Raw genomic sequence first — 20207 nt, forward strand, 5'->3', positions numbered from 1 at the left:
CTGAATTTTTTTATTAAGTTTCAACATCAGTTGAGGATGTTGGTGAGTAATTTACTACCTCTAACACAATTGGTGTACCCTGTAATATTGGGTCTCCTCCAGCTGGCACATCAATACCAAGTGAACCAATCGTTGTTGCACCAGGTGTATAAGTTGAAATTCCTTCCATTTGCAAAACACCGTTAATATATACTTTAAAGTAACTATTATCAGTGGCTAAAGCAGGAAGGTCAGTAGCAATTGCACCAGCATCGTTAAAGAAATCCGCTGTATCGATTGATAATGTAGACCCAGCAGGAGTTTCTACAGTTGTTACATGAAAGAATTTTTCAGGCGTTGGACCAACGGTTGTTGTTGTAGTAGCAGTTACAAGAAGTTTCATAAGTTGCAGTGCCATGATAAACCTCCTATCTAATATTAATAATACTTCTGAATAACATAATATGATTTAAATTAATAATATGTTTAGACTAGTTAACTGTGGTAATAACACAATTTAAAATTTGTAGATAATACGCACTAAGTTATATCACTAACTGAGGCGTGTGTTAGTTGCATAGTACAGACATTTATTCAATAGATAAAAAGATATTCTATAAATGTGAATTATTTGAAGAAACAAACTGTTTCAAGGTTAGTACCACTACATCATTCTATCTGTGATTACTATCCAAGACGTGTTGAGTATGTGAACAACGGTAGCAGTCCACCTAGGGGTCAGGGGTTCATACCCGTAATTCCTTAACCACAACAGTTCTTGGCATTTTTTATTTTCTAAAATAATTTAGAATATAACAGTTATGTTGACGACGAATCCAATTTCCGCAGTTTTTTGCATTGAAAAATAGTAGTGTGTAGAGGCGAGTATAAAGCCAAGGAGTTAATCAGACTGATATGGCAATGTATCAGGCAAAAAGCGCAACAAAAACAAATATAAAGTATATAAATTAACCTGATTAAAACCAGATTCAAGAGTCGACGAAAATGTTGGCTCTTTTTTTGCGCGGTAAGAACAGGTGCAAAGAAGAAATGGACAAAAATAAATTAATTCTAGTTGAGAAACAAAAAGGTAAGGAAGTGCAAAAGACCAAACGTTAAACTCTACTTTATTTAATAAACAGGATATTTTAGGCTTATATGGCTAAAATAATGACTAATCTTTAAAAAAGGTGGGTTTTTCATGAGTGAAAATCAACTAGAATTACTAAAAAACATAAGAAGGAAAAATGAAAATTTGTCAGAGATGGGTATAGAGTATTGGAAGCAATATTCTAGTTTAAATGATTGGCAATTTTGGATTGTCATATTAATCCTGATTGTTCCTCTTATCATTTTGTTTATTAAGATAGATCGAGTTAAGGCTTTACTTTTAGGATTCTATGGCCTAAATTATCATGTATGGTTTGCATATACTAATTCTGCAGGTATTAGATTAGGATTATGGGAATATCCCTATAAAGTCCTTCCGATTCTACCAAGTTTTGCACTCGATGCCTCTTTGGTACCGGTATCTTATATGATGATTTATCAGTGGACTCTTAATAAAAATAAAAATTTTTACTTATATTCTACTTTGTTATCTGCAGGTTTTGCATTCGTTTTAAAACCAATCCTTGTAAGTCGTGGGCTATTTAGAATGTTTAGTTGGGTAAATTACTTTTATTTATTTTTATTTTATGTATTGTTTTTTATTGTTTCAAAGTTCATTACAAATCTTTTCATAAACCTTCAGGAAAGAGGAAGTATTTTTAAATTTAATAATTAGTTGGAAGCTCTTGGTTATTGCCAAGACTTTTTATAATGGGGATTTGTTTTTCTATATCATAAAAAAGCCAAAATATCCTTCTTTTTTAAAATCATTCTTTTTTATTCTTGCCAGCTAATCTCACCTCGGATATCCCAACTTCACGCTTTTATAACTTATAACCTAACTCTTTCTCAAAGTCTTAATTTTATATTTAGTCAAATAAAAGCACATCAAACGTTAAATTTTACTCTAACATTTGAAGTGCCTAACCAAAAATGTATTTATCCTAATTATTGAATATTACCTTGTATTCCATTATTTTGTCCTTGCATATTCATTGTTCCCATATTATTCATTGTATCCATTGGCTGGAACATGCCTGTCATTTGAGTCGTTTGGGTAGTATCAAAAGTTGGTGGTTGATAATATCCATTTTGATTCATCCAACTCCAAATTTCGTAAGCCATTTCTTGACACATATTAGCTCCGTTTACATGGTACATACGAATTTGAGGATCTACACATTCATTTGCCCATTGCATTCCCATAACAGCACCAGATTTATGAGTATTAAGGGCTAAAGTAGCAATCGTTTGGTCGGCAAGAGTTTTTGCATTCGCCATTGGAGCTGACATTGTAACTTGGTGATGTGCATTTATGTTTGCATTTTGTGCCTGGAAATTTGGAGCTGTATGGGATATCTGCGCTCCCTTACCCTGCATTAAGTTGACCCCTTGTTGGTATGCCATCATCATTTGTTGTTGATGCTTCATTAGTGAATTCCTTTAAGCCGTTGATCACTACATTGACTAGCAAACATTCCGTGTTCTTCAATTTCTGCTGCCTTCGTACGTAAAGCTTCTTGTGTTTCTAAAAGTTCATGAGCTGCTAAATTCATTTTGTACCCTCCATTAGTAATATGTATGAAACGATTCTAGTATTTGTTTAAGATTATAAGTTATACCAGTATTTTAGAAAGAAATGTATTTACGTTTTCTATATATACAGAATAAAGATTAAAGTATTACTTTCTAAAAGTATGTTCATTGTACTAACTTAAAGAGACTTGAGATTCAAGCTTTTTTATATATTAAAATCTTCTACAAAAAAGCTAATTTAGTTACTACTACATGAAGGTATAGCAAAAAGCTCATACTAAATTGTGGAGGTGGCTACTATTGATAGTGTTTTGTTTATCGTTTTTATTAGCATTTACTCAACCGGTTGAAGTACAAAATGATCTTACTGTTAAAGAAGACGGAGAAACTATCTCCGTTATTAATCGGGATGATTTTCTCATCCCAAACCCCGGTTTTCCGATTATAGATAGTGAACAAACGAACGGGTGGCTAGAAAAAATAGAAGAGAGTATATATAAACCAGCAAAGAATGCATATATAGGCGAGGACGGTCAAATTGTTCCTGAAGAAGCAGGAAAGAAGCTAAATAAACAAGCATTTTTAGAAAAATTTTATGCTTATCTTTTTGGAAAAGGTAGATCAACGATTGAAGTGCCAACATTAACCGTTTACCCAAAGGTGGATAGTGAATTATTATCTCAAGTTAGAGTAAAAAGAATAGGTCAGTACGTAACCTTTTTTAACGCTTATAATTTAAGTCGGTCTCATAATATTTTTCTTTCTGCTAGTGCAATCGATAATCACGTTGTATTTCCGAATGAAACTTTTTCATTTAATGAAACAGTTGGAAAGCGAACAATTGAAAGGGGCTATTTACTCGCACCGATTATCGTGAGAGGAGAATTATCCGAGGGAGTAGGAGGGGGAATATGTCAAGTATCATCCACATTATTTAATGCGGTTGATAATGCAGGCTTGAAGATTGTGGAAAGATATTCCCATAGTAGAAGAGTTCCTTATGTGCCACCTGGTCGAGATGCAACCGTCAGTTGGTACGGTCCAGACTTTCGTTTTCAAAACCAATATAATCAACCCATATTGATAAGAGCAAAAGGGTATCGAGGTAGCGTAATAGTTACTCTTTATTCATCAGAAGATATAAACATTGAGAAATAAATAGAAGGGGTCCTCTTTGTTATGTTTCTTAATATCTACATAAAACGGAACTGCAAGGATTTATTTACCCATACTGATCCAATATGGATGGTGATATTTAGCAAAGAGGAACGGACTTATAAGAATTGTGTACAAAAAGCATTTCTTTTTATTGACGTGTATACATGTATACATGTATACTTAGACAAGACTTTTAAATGAAAAGTAAGGTGGTATATTCGAATGAATAATGTATCTTCGTCTACAAAAAACTTAGGGGAACAAGCTTACGAAGCATTAAGAGAAGCAATTATTACTTTAGAGCTTGAACCAGGACAAACAATTTTTGAAAACGAAATAGCATCGCAATTAAGCATAAGTCGTACTCCGACTCGAGATGCATTCAAACTTCTTATATCAGAAGGCTTAATTGAAGTTACACCGCAACGAACGAAAAAGGTTGTGAGAATTTCAGAATCAAAGGTAAAAGAAAGCGGGTTTGTTCGGTTAAGCCTTGAAACTAGTGCGTTTAAGCTTGTCGCAACGAATTGGCAAAGTACGAAAGTGTATGAAACAGCAGAAAGAGAGATTAAGAGAATACTACAGCAACAAAGAGAAGCAGCGGAGGATCAAGATATGAAACTGTTTCTTCAATGGGATGAAGCCTTTCATAACCGAATTCTTCAACTAGCTGGAAACGAAACGTTGCAAGGGGTAATTTACCACATGCGCGGTCATTTAAATCGTTTCCGATATTTAGCGATGAGAGAAATAGTTTTAACAGAAGATTTAATCGTCGACCATGAACAATTGTTTACATGTCTTACACATAAAGAAGAAAAAAAGGTTGAAGAATTACTGAAACGCCATTTGACGAAATATCATGCAGAAATTCCTAGGTTACGGGAGCAATTTCCAACATATTTTACAGATTAATTTAAAGGTGTGACATCAAATGATAAGCAAACAACATGGAATTTTATTAATTACGATAGTTTTATTATTTTTAACAGCTTGTACAACAGATGGAGAAAGTAAAGTAGAAAATAAAGAGAAGAAGAGGGACGAGCTAGTACTCTCCATAAAAGGTGAGCCAAGCAACGGTTTTGACCCTACAACAGGCTGGGGACGTTATGGGTCACCATTATTTCAAAGTACGTTATTTAAGAGAGATAACGATCTAAATATAGTAAATGACTTAGCTATCGGCTATGAAGTAAGTGAAGATGGGAAAGTTTGGACCGTAACATTACGTGAAGATGTCACGTTCTCAGATGGAGTAAACCTGACAGGCGAAGATGTGGAATTTACGTTCGAAACAGCATTACAAAAAGGGTCTATTGTTGATTTTACAAACTTAGAAAAAGTAGAAGTGGAGAACAGTTTTACCGTTAAATTTACGTTGAAAAGTCCACAGTCAACGTTTATTCATTCTTTAGTTGAAACAGGAATTGTCCCTATGCACGCATATAGTGACAAGTACGCCCAACAACCAATCGGCTCAGGACCGTATGAATTTGTTCAATGGGATAAAGGACAACAATTAATCGTAAAAGCAAATCCAAATTATTATGGTGACAAGCCATATTTTCAGCAGTTAACATTTTTATTTTTAAATGAAGATGCTACCTTTGCAGCCGCACAAGCTGGTCAAGTTGATATTGCGGCTATACCGGCTACTTTTACTCATAAGGAAGTAAAAGGAATGAGATTAGAAGCAATTCGGTCCGTTGATAGTCGAGGAATTGCATTTCCATATGTTGAATCGGGTAATTTTACGGAAGATGGTTTACCAATCGGAAATGATGTTACAGCGGACCCTGCAATTAGAAAAGCAATGAACATTGCCATCGATAGACAAGCACTAATTGATGGTGTCCTTGATGGATATGGCTCCAAAGCCTATACATCTGTTGATGGTCTACCTTGGTGGAACGAAGAGACAGTCTTTGAAGATAGTAACCTCCTACAGGCCGAACAAATATTAGCAGATGCTGGTTGGATAGATAGTGATGATGATGGGGTCGTGGAAAAGAATGGGTTAAAAGCGCAGTTTAGTCTTTATTATCCTGCTGACGATGCAATTAGGCAGTCTCTTTCTATCGTAGTAGCGGATATGTTAAAACCATTAGGAATTGCTATTAATGTAGAAGGAGCAAGCTGGGATAAGATTGAGCAAAAGATGTATTCCAATGCAGTGATGATGGGGTGGGGTAGTCATAACCCTCAAGAGTTATACAATGTTTATAGCAGTAACTTTGCTGGAATCGAATATTACAATACCGGATTTTATAAAAATGATGTGGTAGACGATTATTTAGAAAAAGCATTAACGTCAAATGATGTAGAAGAAGCACTATCTTATTGGAGGAAAGCCCAATGGGATGGCACAACAGGTATAAGTGCAGATACACCTTGGGCGTGGTTAGTAAATATAGACCATGTTTATTTGATTAAAGAGGGTCTTGATATTGGAAATCAACGAGTTCAGCCTCACGGACATGGTTGGCCACTTACGAGTAATATTGAGCAATGGAAATGGGTTAAGGAAGAATGAGAAAGCCATTAATCTTCCTTATAAGTAAGTCGGTAAGAATGGTAACACTTTTAGTGGCGATTTGCTTTCTATCCTTTCTCTTATTAAAAAGCTCTCCAATTGATCCGATACAAGCATATATCGGAGCGGAACAATTAAATGTAGGTCCAGAGCAAAGAGAGAAAATTGCTCAATATTGGGGATTAGACCAACCATTCATGGTGCAATTTTTTAATTGGGGCTCCTCCTTGTTAAAAGGAGATATGGGAACATCGATGATCTATCGACAACCAGTATCAGAAGTAATAAGCGAGAGGCTTATGCACACGTTAGTTTTAATGTTAGCCGCTTGGAGCCTATCAGGGGTAGTAGGATTTATTCTCGGCATTATAGCAGCAATGAATAGAGATACATGGATAGATAGACTAATTAAATGGTATTGTTATACACTAGCTTCCACTCCGACATTTTGGATGGGGCTTTTAGTCTTAATTGTTTTCGCCGTTTGGCTAGGTTGGTTCCCAATTGGACTGAGTGTTCCTCCTGGTACTCTATCAGAAGATGTTACATTGCTTGATAGATGGAAGCATACTTTCCTCCCAGCGCTAACATTAAGTATCGTTGGGGTTGGAAATGTTGCACTTCATACGAGACAAAAATTAAATGAGGTTTTAGAGAGCTACTATGTTCTATTTGCAAAAGCAAGAGGCGAAAAAGGTTTTCTATTAGTTTGGCGTCATGGTTTGCGGAATATTGCCATTCCCGCCATTACGATACAGTTTGCGGCCTGGGGTGAATTATTTGGTGGCGCGGTGTTAGCTGAGCAAGTATTTTCATACCCAGGCTTAGGTCAAGCGACAGTAGAGGCGGGCCTTCGTGGAGATGTCCCGCTATTACTAGGGCTAGTCATCATAAGTACCCTCTTTGTTTTCGTAGGAAATTTAGTAGCTGACGTATTTTATAAGTTTTTAGATCCGAGGATAAGGGAGGATAGTTCGTTATGATTTCTCCCTTTACACTAATGAATAAAAAACAAAAGGCTTTATTCTTTGCTATTTTCTCTTTACTATTTTTAGGAAGTATCATCGTGATTGGTGCTTCACTTAATGAAGAAACTGTTTCTACTAATCTACAAGCGAAATACGTTTCGCCAACGCTCTTACATCCATTCGGGACGGACTGGTTAGGTAGAGATATGTTTTCTCGTACGATAAAAGGGCTTTCTCTTAGCGTTACGGTCGGTGTACTAGGTGCTGTTAATAGTACTTTTATCGCAATTACACTTGGAATGATTGCTGCTACACTCGGAAAAACGGCTGACCGAATCGTATCGTGGACAATTGATTTGTTTTTAAGTGTCCCACATTTAGTAACGTTAATACTAATTGCTTTTACGTTAGGAGGCGGGACAAAAGCTATTGTCGTTGGTATTGCACTAACACATTGGCCAAGCCTTGCTCGAATCGTTCGAGCGGAAGTAATGCAGATTCGTTCCGCACCTTATGTTCAGCTATCGAAAAAGATGGGGAAGTCAAACTGGTGGATCGTAACGAAGCATATTTTCCCCCACGTATTGCCACAAATTTTAGTAGGGTTTTTATTGCTCTTTCCCCATGCGATTTTACATGAGGCTGCTGTCACCTTTATAGGGTTAGGTTTATCCCCGCACGAACCAGCGATAGGAATTATACTTTCGGAGTCTATGAAGTACTTATCTAGCGGAATGTGGTGGCTTGCGTTTTTCCCTGGCCTTTGCTTACTCGTTGTCGTAAGAACATTTGATGTACTAGGTGAAAATGTTCGCATTCTACTAAATATCGAGAAAAAAGAAAATTAAGAAGGGGGATATGCATGTCTATTCTAGAAGTAGAAAACTTATCAGTATCGTTTACCGAGTATACGAAAGGTTTTAGAAGAGAAAAAAGGACGTATATCTCCAGCTTAGATTTATCGGTGAAAGCAGGAGAAGTGGTGGCAGTCGTCGGAGCTAGTGGATCGGGAAAAAGCTTGTTAGCCCATGCGATTTTAGGCATACTTCCTAAAAATGCTACGGTGGGCGGTACGATTAAATATAATGGTAAACTATTAACTGCTTCTCGACAAAAAACGATAAGAGGGACCGAAATAGCATTAATTCCACAATCTGTTAATTTTCTAGACCCATTGATGAAAGTTGGGAAACAAGTTCAAACTGCAGTTCAAAACGGAGATGCGAAAACGAAACAGAGGAAAGTTTTTGAAAGATATCAATTAAAAAACGAAGTAGAAAAAATGTATCCTTTTCAACTGTCAGGTGGGATGGCGAGGCGAGTGTTATTGTCCACCGCAACCGTAAGCGGGGCAAGGCTAATAATTGCAGACGAACCAACACCAGGAATGGACAAAGCAGTGCTTTTAGAGGCAATGAAATCTATAAGGGATCTAGCAGACACTGGATGTGGGGTAATACTCATTACACATGATATCGATTCGGCGCTTACAATTGCAGATAAAATCTCGGTGTTTTATGCTGGAACGAATGTCGAAACATCTCCTGTACAACATTTTAGTGGAAGTGGTGAAAAGCTAAGGCACCCTTATAGCAAAGCGTTATGGCGCGCTCTTCCACAAAATGATTTTATTGGGATCGAAGGAACTCAACCTCATGCTAGTCAATTGCCACCGGGATGTTTATTTGAGCCGAGATGTAAAATGGCAACGGACGATTGTAAAAAAGAAAGACCAGAGATGAGAAGTTTACGCGACGGAATGGTGAGGTGTATCTATGCAACTTAAAGCCGAAAATGTATCCTTCCGATATGGTAACAACACTCCGTTATTTGAAAATGTAACCTTAGAAGTAAACGAAGACGAAATTGTTGGCATTGTAGCTCCTAGTGGGTTCGGAAAAACAACGTTGTGTAAAATTTTAGCCGGTTATGAATCGCCTTCCACAGGCGAAGTAACGTTAGGCGGAAGTCCATTGCCAGTAGTAGGATACCATCCAGTTCAATTAGTATTTCAACATCCTGAAAAAGCAATTAATCCTCGCTGGAAAATGGGTCAAGTATTATCGGAAAGTGGAGAACAGGATCAAGAAATACTGCAAATGCTAGGAATTCAAAAAGAATGGCTTAAAAGATGGCCAAATGAGTTGTCGGGCGGTGAACTACAACGATTTTGTATCGCACGAGCACTAGCATCACATACACGATTTTTAATAGCGGATGAAATGACAACTATGCTAGATGCTATTACACAAGCTCAAATTTGGCAAGCAGTAATGGAGATTGCTAAGAAGCGTAAGATTGGAATAATAGTAGTTAGTCATGATGAAAGCCTCATACAAAAGTTGTGTCAGCGAGTTATAAGATTAAACGTAAATGAAAAGGAGGGGTAAGGCTTCTGTTGAATAAGAAGTCCTTACCTTATTTGTTTAATAGAAATGATGTCACTGGATAATGTAGTCTAAACACAATGTAAAGATTTCAAGTACCTTCTTCTAATCCAACCAAATTTGAGTATGCGCAGTTTGGTTAAATAAAAAATGCATACTTTCTATTTTTATTCTACTTTTTACACGAAATTAAACAAGTCCACAGTCACTTGACACAGTAAGCGAAAGATATTTTGAATACATCTTAAATATACCGGGAGCTATTGCATAAATTATTTTAATATATAAAATATATCGTTTTCCCAACACTGTAAAAAAATAGAATTTCAAAATTCAAATATGAAAATATTTTCTGAAAACTATTGTTTTTAACTTTTGTTCATGTTATATTGTCTTCGTGCTTGATTCGACAAAGTACAACATTAACTTTCAGACAATATCGAAGATTTACTGAAATAACTTTATGCTTTATGTCGATAAAAATACTAGAAGTATATTATTATACTAAAATATTTGGAGGGGAAGATAAAATGTCTTCAAAAGGTAACACAACAAATTTATTTGCAGTAGGCTTTATGCTATTTGCACTATTTTTCGGAGCTGGTAATTTAATTTTTCCAGTAATGCTAGGACAAATGGCTGGCGAGAATATTTTTGCGGCGAATGCTGGGTTTATTGTAACAGGAGTAGGATTACCAGTCCTATGTATCGTTGCATTAGCGTTCTCTCGTAAAAGTGATTTACAATCGTTAGCAAGTAGAGTTCATCCAGTATATGGTTTATTATTTACAATTGCACTTTATTTATCAATCGGACCGCTTTTTGCGATTCCTAGAACAAATACAGTTTCATTTGAAATTGGTATTCGACCATTTATAGGTGATGCGACAGGCTTTTGGCCATTATTCCTTTATACTATTATTTTCTTCGGAATCACCTTGTATTTTTCTTTGCAGTCTAGCAGTCTTGTAAATGTTATTGGTAAGTTTTTAACACCGTTATTGTTAGCTGTAATTGGAATTTTAATTATTGCGGCAATCTTTAACCCAATTGGACAAATCCAGGCTCCAATTAACACTTATATGAATGATAGTTTCTTTAAAGGCTTCCAAGAAGGGTATTTAACGATGGATGCTTTAGCTGCATTTGTATTTGGAATTATCATAATTAATATCATAAAAGAAAGAGGAGCAGCTTCAAGTAAAGAAATTATGGTTTCGAGTCTTAAAGTTGCGTTAATCGCAGGAGTATTACTAGCACTTATCTATTCTTCTCTTGCTTTTATGGGTGCAACAAGTGTAGCAGGTCTAGGGATTTTAGATAATGGTGGAGCAGTTTTAGCGAGTGTTTCTGAGCACTATTTCGGATCTTTTGGACAAGTACTGCTAGCAGTTATCGTTATTGCAGCGTGTTTAACGACAAGTATTGGATTAATTACTTCTTGTGCAGCTTACTTTAATAAAATTGTTCCGTCCATTTCATATAAAGTATGGGCAGTTGTCTTTACAGTATTTAGTGCAGTAATATCAAACTTTGGATTATCAACCTTAATTGCGATTTCTATTCCTGTTTTATATACACTTTATCCTTTAGCAATTTGTTTAATGATTTTAACTTTCTTACATCCTTTATTCAAAGGGAAAAAGGCAGTTTATCAAGTGAGTATTGCGTTTACACTTATTGTAAGTGTTATTGAAAGACTTCCTGTACAAGGAGTACATGAACTATTTAATGCTATTCTTCCATGGTATTCAGTTGGGTTAGGCTGGTTAATACCAGCGATGGTAGGTGGAGTTATTGGCTATCTGTTCTCGATGATAATAGGAGAACAACGTACAGCACCAGTTGAAAACTAAAAAAAGCTACTCGTCACAATAATGTGGTGAGTAGCTTTTTTTTCGTTTACAAGGAAACTATAAACGTCGCAATTTTGTGGATAACTACTAACTTTACTTACTTTACGTCTACTCCGGCGGCTAAACCGGTTAAAACTTACCTTATCCGAAGTGCGATAAGTCAACATCAGTTCACGCATACGCGTTCACCGTGTTTCCTTTATCTCCTGCGGAAAAGCTCCAGTTTGATCGGACCTGAGAGAGTCACCTCCGCTTTCGAGTCATCTAGCTCCGGCGCTTAGGCCCTATCAAACTTCCCGTTCCGTCCGTACGGTAAGTCAACATCAGCTCTCTATCGTTCGCTGTGTTTCCTTAATCTCCTACCGGAATAGTCCAGTTTGTACGGGCCCGATCGAAGCGCCTCCGCTTTTGTACTTAAAAATTAAATACAATTAAAAGTGTACCAACAATGAAGCAATAGTAGGCAAAGTACTTTAAATTTCCTTTCGCCATTATTCCCATAAACCATTTCATCGCGAAGTATGTCATGAATAAAGCAGCAAAAAAGGCACTTATATATGGAATTGCTAACGTGTTTAAGTCTGGAGTATTCACTAAGTCAGATATACCTAGCACCATGCCTCCTAAGCTTACAGGTATATAAAGCATAAAAGCGAATCGTAAAGCTGTGTCTTGTTTCATCCCAACGGCAATCGACGTAATAATAGTGGACCCTGAACGGCTAATACCTGGTATAAGGGCGGCCGCTTGAGCAAATCCAACTAATAGCGCATCTTTATAAGTAAGGTCTCCTTCCCGTTTCCTTCCACGTAAGTTTCGAATTAACCACAAGGCAAAACCGGTAATTATTAGTGTAATCCCGACGGTGTACATGGAGGTGAAAAATTGTGCAATAACATCTCCAAACAATACACCTAACACTCCTGCAGGAATAGTACCAATTACAATAAAAACAACAAACATAAAGTCAGATTTATATTCTGTATTTTTTGTCCGTATATAGAAGAGTGAGTGAACGAAAAGTCTTGCTATATCTTTACGGTATATAAAACAAATGGCGAATAGCGATGCAGTATTTGTTAATATTTCGAAAGTTAAACCTCTTTGCTCTAGACCTAAGAGCTGTTGTCCGATAATGACGTGTCCACTTGATGATATAGGAATTGGTTCTGTGAAGCCTTGGATTAAGCCAAGGATTAAGTATTTTATCGTTATAATTAATTGTTCCATTTATATATTTTCCCCCAAGAAAGAGTCCGCATTACTGTTGCATCTCGCCCTTATGATTTTGTATTGAGCTATTTAGCATTTCATTTAGTTGTTTTTTGCTCTTTTTTGAAACAAGAATATAAAGAATATCACCTGCAATTATCTTCGTATCACCTTGAGGTGTTATTAAGTTTCCAGAGCGAATAATGGCATTTATTAATACATCTTTAGGAAACATAATGTCTTTTAAAGACATTCCAGTAATAGACGTTTCTTCATTAACTTCAAATTCAATTATTTCTGCATTTGCTTTACCGATAGACACTAGCTCAAGGGAGTACGGTGGTTCTACTCTTTTTGCACCAGTTAATCCAAGCTTTTCTGCAAAAACAGAAATGGTAGAGCCTTGAATCAATGCAGAAGTTATAACGACGAAAAAGACAACGTTAAAAAACAATGGACTATTTTCTAAGCCTGCAATCATAGGGAATGTCGCTAATACGATTGGTACAGCTCCTCTTAACCCTGCCCAGGAGAGGAATATCTTTTCGTTTAAGGAATACCCCATTTTTATAGTGGAAAGAAACACAGCAATTGGTCTTGCAATTAAAATTAAAATAAACGATAGACCAAATCCTTTGATCATTACTTCCCATGTGAACAGTTGAGAGGGGAATGCAAGCAAACCGAGGATGGTAAACATTAATATTTGAGCCATCCATGCAAAACCTTCGTTAAATTTAAAAATAGATTGTTTATACGTTAATTCGGAATTTCCGATAATTAATGCTGCAATGTAAACGGCAAGTAATCCACTTGCCCCTAAAATAGCTGTTATACAATACGTTAAAAGGGCGAATGCTAAAGCAAAAACGGGATATAAACCACTCGAATCTAAGTTAATCTTATTTATTGAAATGGTTGCTAATTTACCAAAAAGATAGCCAAGAAGACCCCCAATACCCATTTGCCAGAAAAAAGAACCGATCAAAAGTAAATAAGATGGATTGTCTACTAATAATAATTCAATTAAAGAAATGGTAAGAAACATTGCCATTGGATCATTCGAGCCTGATTCTGCTTCGAGCGTAGCACCAATTTTTTCTCGGATATTATGTCCTTTTAAAACGGCGAAAACGGCTGCTGCATCAGTCGATCCAACAATAGCACCAAATAAAAATCCTTCCATCCATGATACGTTCAAAATTAATTTGGCTGCGACAGCAACAACTGCTGTTGTAATAATTACTCCTAACGTAGCAAGAGAAAGGGAAGGGACAGCTACGGATCTAACTGTCGCTAATTTGGTGGACAATCCACCTTCAAATAAAATAATAATTAGTGCCAAAATACCGATAAGTTGAGCCGTTTTTACATTATCAAATGGAATAAATCCGAGCCCATCGCTACCAGCAATTAAACCAACTAAAATAAATAAAATAAGCGCTGGTACTCCTAAACGGGATGAGAATTTTGTTGTAAGCACCCCGATAATTAATAATAACGCTGCAAGTAATATAAAATAATCTATCGTAATTTCTGCAAACATAAAGTTTGTTTCCTCCTCAAAAAGACTGTAGCTAAAAATACTTTAAAGTAAAAAGTTTGTACCATATTAAAAGCATAACCAAATAGAACATTAATATTTGAAAAAGAACAGTGTCCAATCATAAAAAAATGTCTAATAAAGTTCATGTATAAAGAAGGGTTAGATAGAAAGATAGTTTGATTGATACATAGCAGGAAGTATATATTTTGTTGCTTCACAAAAAACTCCATCATTTTGTTGTTTAGTTGGAGGTTTGATGTAAGCTGGTACAATATAAAATATACCTTTATGAAGCGAGGTTGTGTGATGTGGAAGAGATATAGTATTGTGTAATTGTTGAGTAGAGGTACGAATAACTGCTTGCGAACTTTCTTTATCAATAGTTGTTATCGTTAACTCATTTGTTTCAAACTTGTTTATGTCTAAGTGCATTAAACTAAAGCTACAAAACAAAAGCATAGCAATTGATAATTTAACTATTCTCATCATGATAGATACCTCCCTTCAAAGTCATTAGGAACAATAATGCACATTTTTTTAGTATACTAAAAGAATGTAGTTATTAAAAAGATTATACTTCAATTTTTTAAAAAAATTTTTAGTTGCTTATTTTTAATGAACGAAATATGATGAGGTTATAGTTAAAAAATAACCGTAAAGGTAGAAGAAAATTGAAAACAATAAAATTATCGTTATTACTTATTTGTTTTAGTTTATTGTTTGGAAATATAAGTATGGCGACAACGATAGAAAAAATTAATTATGACTCGACAATACTTACAGATGACTCTAATTTTGAATTAGCGCAAACTAGTATTATACCTAAAAATAGTGGGTTAACATCGCCGCATAATGAAAAAGCAACTATTAAACAACCTTCCAAACAGGTAAAAAAGCAAGCTACTGTACATGTAATTACTCCATTCAAAACATATGAAGTTATTTTAAAACCATTTTTAACACCGGTATATTATGAAGGGAGCTATCTCTCTCTTCCTGTTGTGGCTTAAAAAATTACCACAATAAGGAGTGTTAAGAATGGAAACAATGAAATGCTACACCTTTTTGTTTTTTGCAACGGTTTTCTTCTTCGGATTGATCGTATTTGTAGGAGAAATTACGGGCAACAGCTTATTGTCAGTGCTGCCATCTTTTTCTTGGGATATGGTCAATACGTGGGATGAAATTTGGAAACTTAAATAATATAAAAAATAACTCAGGAGAAACTACTCCTGAGTTATTTCTATATAATAGCTACTTTTTTAAACGAGCTAAATAAATACTTATAAGCATTAAAATTTGTTTTGCGTTAAATAATTGTTACTATATTATTGTAACTTTTAGGTAGAAAGGATAATTATTTATGATTAATATACAAATACCAGTTTCTGTTTTGAACCTAGCTCCCATTAGAAAAGGTCAAGAACCGAAAGATGCAATTGAGGCAATGGTTGATCTAGCTCAAGCTACAGAAAAAATGGGTTATAAACGTTATTGGATTGCTGAACACCATAACACGCCTACTTTAGTTAGTTCCGCAACTTCCATTTTAATTAAACATACGCTAGAGCATACAGAAAAAATACGAGTAGGCTCTGGTGGAGTTATGCTTCCAAACCATTCTCCATTAGTAGTAGCAGAGCAATTTGGAACGATGGCAACCATTTATCCAGATCGTCTAGACTTAGGACTTGGACGTGCACCTGGAACAGATATGTTAACAGCGAGTGCATTACGCCGCTCTAAAAACGACTCTGTCTATACATTCCCAGATGATGTAAATGCGCTGTTAACTTATTTTGGACCATTAGAAAAGCAAGGGTATGTTAAAGCTTATCCAGGTGTAAATACGAATGTTCCTATCTATATACTAGGCTCTTCAACAGACTCTGCTTATTTAGCAGCAAAGCTAGGATTGCCATATGCGTTTGCTTCCCATTTCGCACCGCAGCACATGGAAGAAGCAATCTCCATCTATCGAAATAATTTTAAGCCTTCCGAATACTTAGATGCACCATATATGATGGTGTGTTTAAATGTCATTGCAACAGACGAGGATGAAGAAGCGTTTAAAGAAATTACAACGATGCAACAGTTTTTCCTTAATGTAGTTAGAGGTACGCAAAGCCCATTAATGCCCCCAGTAGACAGTATGGATGATATTTGGAGTCCAGCAGAAAAGCAAATGGCTTTATCGATGTCTAGTGTTACGTTACTAGGTAGTAAAAATTCCATTCGTAAACAGTTAATAAGTTTCCAGGAAAAATATAACGTAGATGAACTAATGGCAGTTTCTTATATATACGATCCCGATAAACAAAAGCGTTCTTATGAAATATTAAAAGAAGTAGTCGAAGGAAAGTGATAGTCAATAAAAGAGGCGTTCGATATGTCTTAAAACAGTGGGTGAAACGAATCGTTTTTCCCATTGTTTTTTTTAGTTGTTATGATTTGGACTTCTTGTATTGTCACTAACTTTATTTCATTATAATTTTTAGATTTTTCTTCTAAAATTTCTATATTCCCATTACCGTAACTATGCAGAATGATGTATGTTTTATTTTGATAGATGACTTTTTTTCCTTTCATGAAACCCTCCAAAATTATTAAAATACTTTTCTGTTCCATTATTTTACCTTATAATGAAAACGCATAAAGTGGCTATTTGCAACATTACTTATCGTTGTGAAAGGACAATTAATAATATGAGAGAATGGTTAAAGCAAGTTAGAAAGGAAAGAAATTTAACGCAAGGAGAAGTAGCATCTAAAGCGTTCATCAATCGAGCTTTTTATTCCCAGATTGAGAACGGTCTTCGGAATCCGAGTTTTGTAGTTGCCCGAAATATTGCGAATGTGTTAGGCGTACACTCATCAGCTTTTTTGCTAATGAATATAGTGAGCCTCTTCAATTAGCGTTAAGAAATTCTCCAATGATTGTTGCACATTGTGATTTAGATTTACGATACACTTGGCTTTTTAATCCTCATCCTGATTTCAATCCTGAAAGCAGTATTGGCAAGAGGGACGATGAACTTGCGTTGAACAATGGTACGATAAATTTAATGAAATTAAAACGTGATGTTATTAAAGAGGGGAAACCTATAAAAAGGAAAATTTGTTTTCCTCTTTCAAGTGGAGAGCATTGTTATTTTGTGTTTGGAGAACCACTATATAATGACAAAAAAGAGATAGTTGGTGTTGTAACGGCCTCTATGGACGTAAGTGAATTAGAATAAGTAAAGGGGTGGAGGTAATACGCCACTCCTTTACTATTTTAATTTAATCTTCTTTACCTCCGCTGTAGCTCACCAAATAATTTTATAGGTTGACTAAATACCTATATGGGTATATGATGGTGATATTGATAAAGTAGTTTCAACTATTTTTTTTAGCTATTAATATACCCTGTTAGGTATAAGTGGTAGTGTTGTTAGGAGGAGAATAAGATGGATTTCGCATTTATTATAACTATTTTCTTAATTGGCTTTATCGGTTCTTATATTTCAGGGATGTTAGGAATTGGTGGATCTATAATTAAATATCCGATGCTTCTATATATTCCGCCAATGTTTGGCTTAGCTGCCTTTACTTCACATGAGGTATCTGGCATTAGTGCAATCCAAGTGTTTTTTGCAACGTTAGGTGGAATGTGGGCCTATCGTAAAGGTGGATACTTAAACAAACCATTAATTTTTTATATGGGTGGAGCTATTTTAATTGGTAGTTTTATTGGTGGTTACGGTTCTAAATTAATGTCTGAAGGTGGAATCAATTTAATTTACGGTATTTTAGCATTAGTCGCAGCAGTAATGATGTTTGTACCGAAAAAGGGTATTGATGACATTCCGCTTGATAAAGTAACCTTTAATAAATGGCTTGCGGCTATTTTAGCTCTTATTGTTGGAGTTGGAGCTGGGATTGTAGGAGCTGCTGGTGCATTTTTATTAGTCCCAATAATGCTTGTAGTATTGAAAATACCTACACGTATGACAATCTAGTTTAGCCATTACCTTTATTTCATCCATCGGAGCAACATTAGGAAAAATATCGACAGGTCAAATCGATTATTATCCAGCCTTCATAATGATTATTGCAAGTTTAATTGCCTCACCATTAGGGGCAATGGCAGGGAAAAAGATGAATACGAAAATATTACAAGTAATTTTAGCCATTATCATTTTTGCAACCGCAATTAAAATTTGGTTGGACATATTGTAAAGAAAAACCCTCTTAATTTCCAATAAATTAAGAGGGTTTTTAAACAAAGAATATTAATAACTGTGAAAAAACTGCTACAAGTATTAGTGCAAAAGGGTAAGCGGCAGCATAGGCAATGTTCGGATCGTCCGCATCAACAAGTTGGTTAACAGACCCTAAACCTGGTGTACTTGTCATCCCACCGCAAAGTGCGCCTAAGGAATGAACATAGCTTAAACGGAAAAGGTGACGAGCTACAAGGAAGCCTGCAACAATAGGTACAATCGTAATAATTCCACCACCCAAAACTAAACGTACTCCTTCTGTTTGGACAACTTCAACTATGCCTTGTCCTGCTGTTGTTCCAGCACCGGCTAAAAATAATACAAGTCCTAAATCGCGAATTACTTGATTAGATGGCTGGTAATATCGTGCTTGAATAGGCCCTAGTTTACCGAAGTGCCCTATTATTAATGCCACGAATAACGGACCGCCAGCAACACCTAACGTAACAGTACCTAACCCAGGTAAATGAATAGGTATCATACCAAATATAATCCCGATTAATAAAATAATACTTAAGGAAAAAATGTGAACGTTCGTAACTGTTAATGATTTATTTGAAAAAAGTTTTTCCACATCATTTAAACGATCTTCACTACTAACAATCGTTAAAACGTCTCCACGCTCTAAACGCATTCTTGCATTTTGGCTGTACTCAATTCCGCCACGTTCTAATCTTGTTACGGTTACTCCGTATATTCTTCGTAATTGTAATTCTTTTAAACTTTTACCGATTATATCGTCAGTATCAACAGTAACTTTACGAAGTTTAATATGGTCTACGTTTTGGAGATTCGTTTCGACTTCCATCCCAACATCATCGCAAAAACGTTGAAGAGCTTCTCTCGTTCCTACAGAAACAAGATGGTCTCCTTGTAAGAGAACAGTATCATTAAGGGCAATAATATTACGGTGGCCACGTATGACACGACTAATAACAACATCATGTTTCTTTTGAAATCTTAGCTCCTTTAACGTTCTTTTATTAATAGAAGGGTTTGTAATTTTTATCGTTAAGACAACAGGTGAAACTTCATTTCTAACTGGATTATCTTTCTCCTGTAAATCTTTCATTAAATCAACTTTAAGTAATTTTGGTAAAAGCTGTACAAAGAGAACGACTGCTAAAACACCGAAAGGATAAGCAATTCCGTATCCAACTGATGCTAACGGATCGTTTGTTGCTTGAAGAGCAGCAGCTAGTCCGGGTGTACTCGTTAACGCACCTGTCATTAAACCAATGCTAAGTGCTTCAGGAAGATGGAGTGTTTTCGAAACAATAATCGTTGTGATCGAAGCTGATAACACTACAACTAACGCAATTATTCCAAATATAAGGCCACTCGTACGAATCATACGAAAAAATCTTGGCCCAGCTTGTAATCCTACTGCAACGATAAATAAACTTAACCCAAAGTTTTGTACAACAGGTGATACTTGAAAGCCGTAATGTCCGAAAACCATCGCTACAAGGAGTACACCGGCTGAACCTAAACTTAACCCTTTCATTTTTGCTTGTCCGAGCCATGACCCTAAAAACAATATGAAAAATAATAATAACAGTGGCTCTTCTAGTAAACGTATATACACTTCCAAACAAAATGCCTCCAAACTACTTACATATCTATTTGTTATTATAACCATTTGAAGTGAAAAA

At 35.7% G+C, this 20207-nt stretch carries 22 protein-coding genes and 1 pseudogene; 15 read left to right on the forward strand and 8 right to left on the reverse strand.

Translation table 11 applies throughout. The annotated features are described in order from the left end of the window. Positions 1–13: 13 nt before the first annotated feature. Entirely contained in the window at positions 14–397 is a 384-nt protein-coding gene (locus tag BC6307_RS05015) for a DUF4183 domain-containing protein (protein ID WP_066414627.1), read from the reverse strand. Between the two features lie 783 nt (positions 398–1180). Here BC6307_RS05015 and BC6307_RS05020 point away from each other — a divergent pair. Next, positions 1181–1765 carry a hypothetical protein gene (locus BC6307_RS05020; protein WP_066414624.1) on the forward strand — a complete coding sequence of 195 codons (585 nt, stop codon included), beginning with the start codon at positions 1181–1183 and terminating at the stop codon, positions 1763–1765. A gap of 272 nt (positions 1766–2037) precedes the next feature. Here the strand turns inward: BC6307_RS05020 and BC6307_RS05025 are convergent, their stop codons facing one another. Both BC6307_RS05025 and BC6307_RS25485 read right to left on the reverse strand, forming a co-directional pair. Beyond that, entirely contained in the window at positions 2038–2520 is a 483-nt protein-coding gene (locus BC6307_RS05025; protein ID WP_066414623.1) for a spore coat protein, read from the reverse strand. Continuing rightward, positions 2520–2645 carry a hypothetical protein gene (locus BC6307_RS25485; RefSeq protein WP_268874263.1) on the reverse strand — a complete coding sequence of 42 codons (126 nt, stop codon included), beginning with the start codon at positions 2643–2645 and terminating at the stop codon, positions 2520–2522. The genes BC6307_RS05025 and BC6307_RS25485 overlap by 1 nt, the downstream gene beginning before the upstream one ends. 280 nt (positions 2646–2925) lie before the next feature. Between BC6307_RS25485 and BC6307_RS05030 the strand changes: the two genes are divergently transcribed. From BC6307_RS05030 to brnQ, 8 genes are all read left to right on the forward strand, one after another. Next, positions 2926–3783 carry a VanW family protein gene (locus BC6307_RS05030; RefSeq protein ID WP_066414621.1) on the forward strand — a complete coding sequence of 286 codons (858 nt, stop codon included), beginning with the start codon at positions 2926–2928 and terminating at the stop codon, positions 3781–3783. A 222-nt stretch (positions 3784–4005) separates the two neighbouring features. Further along, complete coding sequence (locus BC6307_RS05040; RefSeq protein WP_066414615.1) at positions 4006–4698, forward strand: GntR family transcriptional regulator; 693 nt, start codon at positions 4006–4008, stop codon at positions 4696–4698. A 19-nt stretch (positions 4699–4717) separates the two neighbouring features. Beyond that, positions 4718–6319: an ABC transporter substrate-binding protein gene (locus BC6307_RS05045; RefSeq protein WP_066414610.1), complete on the forward strand. Its 1602-nt coding sequence runs from the start codon at positions 4718–4720 to the stop codon at positions 6317–6319. Beyond that, positions 6316–7302 (forward strand): ABC transporter permease, encoded by a 987-nt coding sequence (locus BC6307_RS05050; RefSeq protein WP_066414600.1) that lies wholly within the window; start codon positions 6316–6318, stop codon positions 7300–7302. The genes BC6307_RS05045 and BC6307_RS05050 overlap by 4 nt, the downstream gene beginning before the upstream one ends. Then, positions 7299–8135 carry an ABC transporter permease gene (locus tag BC6307_RS05055; protein ID WP_066414591.1) on the forward strand — a complete coding sequence of 279 codons (837 nt, stop codon included), beginning with the start codon at positions 7299–7301 and terminating at the stop codon, positions 8133–8135. Before BC6307_RS05050 ends, BC6307_RS05055 begins: the two co-directional genes overlap by 4 nt. Before the next feature lie 14 nt (positions 8136–8149). Beyond that, the gene (locus BC6307_RS05060) at positions 8150–9073 is read left to right on the forward strand and encodes an ABC transporter ATP-binding protein (RefSeq protein WP_066414587.1); all 924 of its coding nucleotides are present in this window, start codon (positions 8150–8152) and stop codon (positions 9071–9073) included. After that, positions 9063–9677, forward strand: a complete 615-nt coding sequence (locus BC6307_RS05065) for an ABC transporter ATP-binding protein (RefSeq protein WP_066414585.1) — start codon at positions 9063–9065, stop codon at positions 9675–9677. The genes BC6307_RS05060 and BC6307_RS05065 overlap by 11 nt, the downstream gene beginning before the upstream one ends. Positions 9678–10204: 527 nt before the next feature. Next, entirely contained in the window at positions 10205–11530 is a 1326-nt protein-coding gene (gene brnQ, locus BC6307_RS05070; RefSeq protein WP_066414583.1) for a branched-chain amino acid transport system II carrier protein, read from the forward strand. Between the two features lie 414 nt (positions 11531–11944). On the opposite strand, the gene BC6307_RS05075 is transcribed toward brnQ, so the two are convergent. The 3 genes from BC6307_RS05075 to BC6307_RS05085 form a co-directional block, all read right to left on the reverse strand. Further along, positions 11945–12760, reverse strand: a complete 816-nt coding sequence (locus tag BC6307_RS05075) for an undecaprenyl-diphosphate phosphatase (RefSeq protein WP_066412221.1) — start codon at positions 12758–12760, stop codon at positions 11945–11947. Between the two features lie 31 nt (positions 12761–12791). Beyond that, positions 12792–14288, reverse strand: coding sequence for a potassium/proton antiporter (locus tag BC6307_RS05080; RefSeq protein WP_066412219.1), 1497 nt, complete (start codon positions 14286–14288; stop codon positions 12792–12794). A gap of 159 nt (positions 14289–14447) precedes the next feature. Further along, the gene (locus BC6307_RS05085) at positions 14448–14777 is read right to left on the reverse strand and encodes a hypothetical protein (protein ID WP_066412218.1); all 330 of its coding nucleotides are present in this window, start codon (positions 14775–14777) and stop codon (positions 14448–14450) included. 182 nt (positions 14778–14959) lie between these two features. On the opposite strand from BC6307_RS05085, the gene BC6307_RS05090 reads away from it, so the two are divergent. From BC6307_RS05090 to BC6307_RS05095, 3 genes are all read left to right on the forward strand, one after another. After that, on the forward strand, positions 14960–15298 hold the full coding sequence (locus BC6307_RS05090) for a hypothetical protein (protein WP_066412217.1): 339 nt from the start codon (positions 14960–14962) through the stop codon (positions 15296–15298). Positions 15299–15326: 28 nt separating this feature from the next. Then, positions 15327–15491 (forward strand): hypothetical protein, encoded by a 165-nt coding sequence (locus BC6307_RS24715; protein ID WP_157076585.1) that lies wholly within the window; start codon positions 15327–15329, stop codon positions 15489–15491. A 160-nt stretch (positions 15492–15651) separates the two neighbouring features. Beyond that, on the forward strand, positions 15652–16653 hold the full coding sequence (locus BC6307_RS05095; RefSeq protein WP_066412213.1) for an LLM class flavin-dependent oxidoreductase: 1002 nt from the start codon (positions 15652–15654) through the stop codon (positions 16651–16653). 29 nt (positions 16654–16682) lie between these two features. Here BC6307_RS05095 and BC6307_RS05100 read toward each other — a convergent pair whose 3' ends face one another. Then, on the reverse strand, positions 16683–16877 hold the full coding sequence (locus BC6307_RS05100; RefSeq protein WP_066412211.1) for a hypothetical protein: 195 nt from the start codon (positions 16875–16877) through the stop codon (positions 16683–16685). Between the two features lie 116 nt (positions 16878–16993). Here BC6307_RS05100 and BC6307_RS25295 point away from each other — a divergent pair, with 116 nt between their 5' ends. From BC6307_RS25295 to BC6307_RS05110, 3 genes and pseudogenes are all read left to right on the forward strand, one after another. Beyond that, positions 16994–17203 carry a helix-turn-helix domain-containing protein gene (locus BC6307_RS25295; RefSeq protein ID WP_066412209.1) on the forward strand — a complete coding sequence of 70 codons (210 nt, stop codon included), beginning with the start codon at positions 16994–16996 and terminating at the stop codon, positions 17201–17203. A gap of 17 nt (positions 17204–17220) precedes the next feature. Next, positions 17221–17526, forward strand: a complete 306-nt coding sequence (locus BC6307_RS25300) for a PAS domain-containing protein (RefSeq protein ID WP_066412207.1) — start codon at positions 17221–17223, stop codon at positions 17524–17526. A gap of 210 nt (positions 17527–17736) precedes the next feature. After that, positions 17737–18508, forward strand: a pseudogene (locus BC6307_RS05110) (sulfite exporter TauE/SafE family protein). A 39-nt stretch (positions 18509–18547) separates the two neighbouring features. On the opposite strand, the gene BC6307_RS05115 reads toward BC6307_RS05110, so the two are convergent. Further along, a complete protein-coding gene (locus BC6307_RS05115; protein WP_235858052.1) occupies positions 18548–20140 on the reverse strand; it encodes an aspartate:alanine exchanger family transporter in 1593 nt (530 codons plus the stop codon). Positions 20141–20207: the final 67 nt, after the last annotated feature.

The organism is Sutcliffiella cohnii, from assembly GCF_002250055.1.
In the GTDB taxonomy this organism is placed as follows: Bacteria; Bacillota; Bacilli; order Bacillales; family Bacillaceae_I; genus Sutcliffiella; species Sutcliffiella cohnii.